Origin of the sequence: Poinsettia branch-inducing phytoplasma str. JR1 (assembly GCF_000309465.1) — a bacterium.
Lineage (GTDB): Bacteria > Bacillota_I > Bacilli_A > Acholeplasmatales > Acholeplasmataceae > Phytoplasma > Phytoplasma pruni.
Window position 1 is genome coordinate 1 of sequence record NZ_AKIK01000004.1, and the last position, 3,558, is coordinate 3,558.

Annotated in this window: 7 protein-coding genes; all 7 read left to right on the forward strand. The window is 29.3% G+C overall.

What is annotated here, in order from left to right:
• Nucleotides 1-61: 61 nt before the first annotated feature.
• The 7 genes from map to rplQ are packed head-to-tail and all read left to right on the forward strand — an operon-like array spanning nt 62 to nt 3,385.
• The gene (gene map / locus ON17_RS00100; protein WP_017191432.1) at nt 62-811 is read left to right on the forward strand and encodes a type I methionyl aminopeptidase; all 750 of its coding nucleotides are present in this window, start codon (nt 62-64) and stop codon (nt 809-811) included.
• A 28-nt stretch (nt 812-839) separates the two neighbouring features.
• Nucleotides 840-1,052: a translation initiation factor IF-1 gene (locus tag ON17_RS00105; RefSeq protein ID WP_017191433.1), complete on the forward strand. Its 213-nt coding sequence runs from the start codon at nt 840-842 to the stop codon at nt 1,050-1,052.
• 33 nt (nt 1,053-1,085) lie between these two features.
• Nucleotides 1,086-1,202 carry a 50S ribosomal protein L36 gene (gene rpmJ / locus ON17_RS00110; protein ID WP_017191434.1) on the forward strand — a complete coding sequence of 39 codons (117 nt, stop codon included), beginning with the start codon at nt 1,086-1,088 and terminating at the stop codon, nt 1,200-1,202.
• 19 nt (nt 1,203-1,221) lie between these two features.
• Nucleotides 1,222-1,626 (forward strand): 30S ribosomal protein S13, encoded by a 405-nt coding sequence (gene rpsM, locus ON17_RS00115; RefSeq protein ID WP_017191435.1) that lies wholly within the window; start codon nt 1,222-1,224, stop codon nt 1,624-1,626.
• 3 nt (nt 1,627-1,629) lie between these two features.
• Nucleotides 1,630-2,019 (forward strand): 30S ribosomal protein S11, encoded by a 390-nt coding sequence (rpsK, locus tag ON17_RS00120; protein ID WP_017191436.1) that lies wholly within the window; start codon nt 1,630-1,632, stop codon nt 2,017-2,019.
• 15 nt (nt 2,020-2,034) lie between these two features.
• On the forward strand, nt 2,035-2,994 hold the full coding sequence (locus ON17_RS00125; RefSeq protein WP_017191437.1) for a DNA-directed RNA polymerase subunit alpha: 960 nt from the start codon (nt 2,035-2,037) through the stop codon (nt 2,992-2,994).
• 34 nt (nt 2,995-3,028) lie between these two features.
• Nucleotides 3,029-3,385 carry a 50S ribosomal protein L17 gene (gene rplQ, locus ON17_RS00130; RefSeq protein WP_017191438.1) on the forward strand — a complete coding sequence of 119 codons (357 nt, stop codon included), beginning with the start codon at nt 3,029-3,031 and terminating at the stop codon, nt 3,383-3,385.
• Nucleotides 3,386-3,558: the final 173 nt, after the last annotated feature.

A 3,558-nucleotide genomic window follows, 5' to 3' on the forward strand; every position in this document is an offset into this window, starting at 1 on the left:
AATAAAATTTTATAAATTAAAAAGAAATCATTATGTTTAGATTTAAGGCAGGTTACCCTTTATGATAATAATTAAATCAGAGAATGAAATTGCTATAATGAGAAAAGCAGGTCAAATTTTATCTTCTATAAGAAAAGATTTAATCCTTTCTTTAAAAGAAGGCGTTTCTACTTTTGCTTTAGATATGATTGCTCGTGAATTGATTGAAAAACATGGAGTAGTTTCCGCTTTTAAAGGTTATAAAGGTTTTGATGGTTATATGTGTACTTCCGTTAATGAAGCTATCGTGCACGGAATACCATCTAAAAAACAAATTTTAAAAAAAGGCGATATCATTACGATTGATATGGGGATCAAATATCAAGGTTATTACGTTGATTCAGCTTGGACTTACGCCATCGGTAAAGTTTCTAAAAAAGTAGCAACTCTTTTGGAAAACACTGAAAAGTCTTTATTCGCTGGAATAAAACAAGTTAAACCAGGAAATCGCATTTCTGATATTTCTGCAGCTATTTTTGAAATTGGTAAAAAGAATAAATACGGTATAGTTGAGGTTTTTTCAGGACATGGAATTGGTTTGCAATTGCATGAAAAACCTTATATTTTTAATTTTGATTTTGTTGATAAAGATTACATTTTACAACCAGGAATGACTTTTTGCATTGAACCTATGTTTACTTTAGGCACTAAAGAAGTTAAAATATTGAATGATGGTTGGACTGCTATAACAGCAGATAAAAGCTTAAGTGCTCATTTTGAACACACAGTTTTAGTGACCGAAAACGGATATGAAATTTTAACATTAACATAAACAAAGAAATAGGAAAATAAAAATAAATATGGTTAATTCAAATATTATTGAATTTTATGATGCTATAGTAGTTGGCATTTTACCTGATGCTCGATTTCAATTAGAACTTTCTAATAAAAACATTATTACTGCTTATATTTCAGGCAAAATACGTATTAATAACATTCGTATTTTGTTAGGTGATAAAGTTAAAGTAGATTCTAAAAAGCGTATTGTTTATCGTTATATCGATAAAAGATAATAATATTTTTTTAAATAAAAGGAGATATTTAAAATGAAAGTTAGAGCTTCTGTTAAAAAACGTAGTCCTGATGACATTATTGTGCGTCGCAAAAAAAGAGTTTATATTATAAATAAAAAAAATCGTCGCAATAATCAAAGACAAGGGTAATTGGGAAAGGAGTTTGTAAATGGCAAGAATTGCAGGAATAGATGTTCCTCGCGATAAAAGAGTAGTTATTTCACTTACTTATATTTATGGTGTTGGACTTAAAACTTCTCAGCAAATTTTAAGCGAATTAAATATAGATGAAAATATTCGCGTTAAAGATTTAACTGAAGAACAATTATCTAGCATAAGAAATGAATTAAGTAAAATGAGTGAAGGCGCTCTAAGACGTGAGACTGTTTTAGTAAATATTAAACGTTTAATGGAAATCGGTTGTGATAGAGGAAAACACCACCGTAATGGCTTACCAGTAAGAGGACAAAAAACTAGAAACAACGCTAAGACGGCTAAGAAAAATCGTAAAAAACTGTTTTCAAGCATTAATAAAGATAAAAAAAGTAATAAGAACGCGAAAAGAGGGAGATAATAAATGGCTCAAAAAAAACGCATAAAGCGTAAAAAAATTAAAAAAAATGTTCCTTTTGGTATAGCTCATATTCATACTACTTTTAATAATACCATATTGACTATTACTGATTTAGAAGGCGATGTAATCACTTGGAGCAGTGCAGGTTCTTTAGGTTTTAAAGGGAGTAGAAAATCAACTTCTTTTGCAGCTCAACAAGTAGCTAGAAAAGTAGCAGGATTCGCTAAAGATCAAGGAATGCAAAAAGTTGAAGTCTTTATTAAAGGTCCAGGAGTAGGTAGAGAAACTTCTATTCGTTCTTTACAAGAATCAGGTTTAGAAATTACTGCTATTAAAGATGTTACTCCTATTCCTCATAATGGTTGCAGACCACCTAAACGTCCTCGTGGTTAATTAAGGGAGTAGAAAATGAAAAAATTAAAATTTTTAAGACCTATTATGTTAGTTGACAATGAAAATGATGATGTTTTTGATAAAAGATTCGTTATCCAACGTTTAGAAAAAGGATACGGAACTACAATTGGAAATTCTTTGAGAAGAGTTTTATTATCTTCTTTACCAGGTGCCGCTATTGTAAATGTTTGCATTGATGGTGCAGAACATGAATTTACTGTTATGGACGGTGTTTATGAAGATATTATGACTATCATTTTAAATTTAAAAAAAGTCGTTATTGCTGTTGATTCTCAAGATGAAGATTTTGAACAAAAGTTGGAAATCGATATTACAGGCGAAAAAACAGTAACAGCTGCAGATTTTAATGTTGTTGATGGAGTTGATATCATTAATAAAGATCAAGTAATAGCTCATGTATCAGAAAACACTCGTTTCCGTATGCAAGCGACAGTAAGAAGAGGCATTGGTTATGAAAGTGCTGCGAATAACAAGGTTTTTAATAAAAACCAATTTGGAGTTATAGCGATCGATTCTTTATATACGCCAGTTGTAAAAACAACTTACACTGTGGAACAAAAGTTAAGTAACAAAGAAGAGTTAGTAGTTGATATCGAAACTAATAAAGCTATTACCGCTAAACAAGCTTTATCTACAGCTTCTAAAATTTTAGCAGATCATTTTAATGTTTTAGTGAATTTATGTGAACAAGAACAACAAAATGACTTTATTTATGAAGCAGAAATTGAAAATTACAATCATGCTTTAGATTTGAAAATCGAACAATTAGACTTGTCTGCGAGACTATTAAATAGTTTGAATAGATCAGGCATTAATACTGTAAAAGAATTAGTGAGTCAAAAAGAAAAAGATATTTCTAAATTAAACAGTTTAGGTAAAAAATCTTTTGATGAATTAAAAGCAAAAATGAACGAATTAGAACTTCGTTTCGATATGCCAATAAACAACAAATAAAATATTTTTTTAGAAAGTGGGTTAAAATTAAAAAATGGGTTACAGTAAATTAAGACGTACTACCCCTCAAAGAAAATCTTTATTAAGAAGTTTAGTTTCTAGTTTGATCGTGAACGAACAAATTGTAACTACTTTTTCTAAAGCTAAAGAGTTGAGAAGAGTAGTTGAAAAATCTATAACTTTAAGTAAAAAAAACACTTTACACGCAAGAAGGCAAGCATCTCTTTTAATGTTTGACAAAAAAATAGACGAAGATAAAACCGTTTTACAAAAGTTATTTAACGAATTATCTTCCAAATATCAAGACAGACCGGGTGGTTATACTAGAATTATCAAAACTGAATCTCGCAAAGGCGACGCCGCCCCTATGGCGATCATACAACTTGTTTAATCTTTGAACAAATAAGTTTTTTATTAAATAGAGAAAAGTTATTTCTCTTTTTTCTGCAAAATAAAACAAAATTGATTCATTTGGATTGTTTTTATGCGCCAAATAATTAATTTTTTGTTTAAAAAAGTATATTTTTTCTTATTAGATGAAATTCTTATTATAAAAAATATACC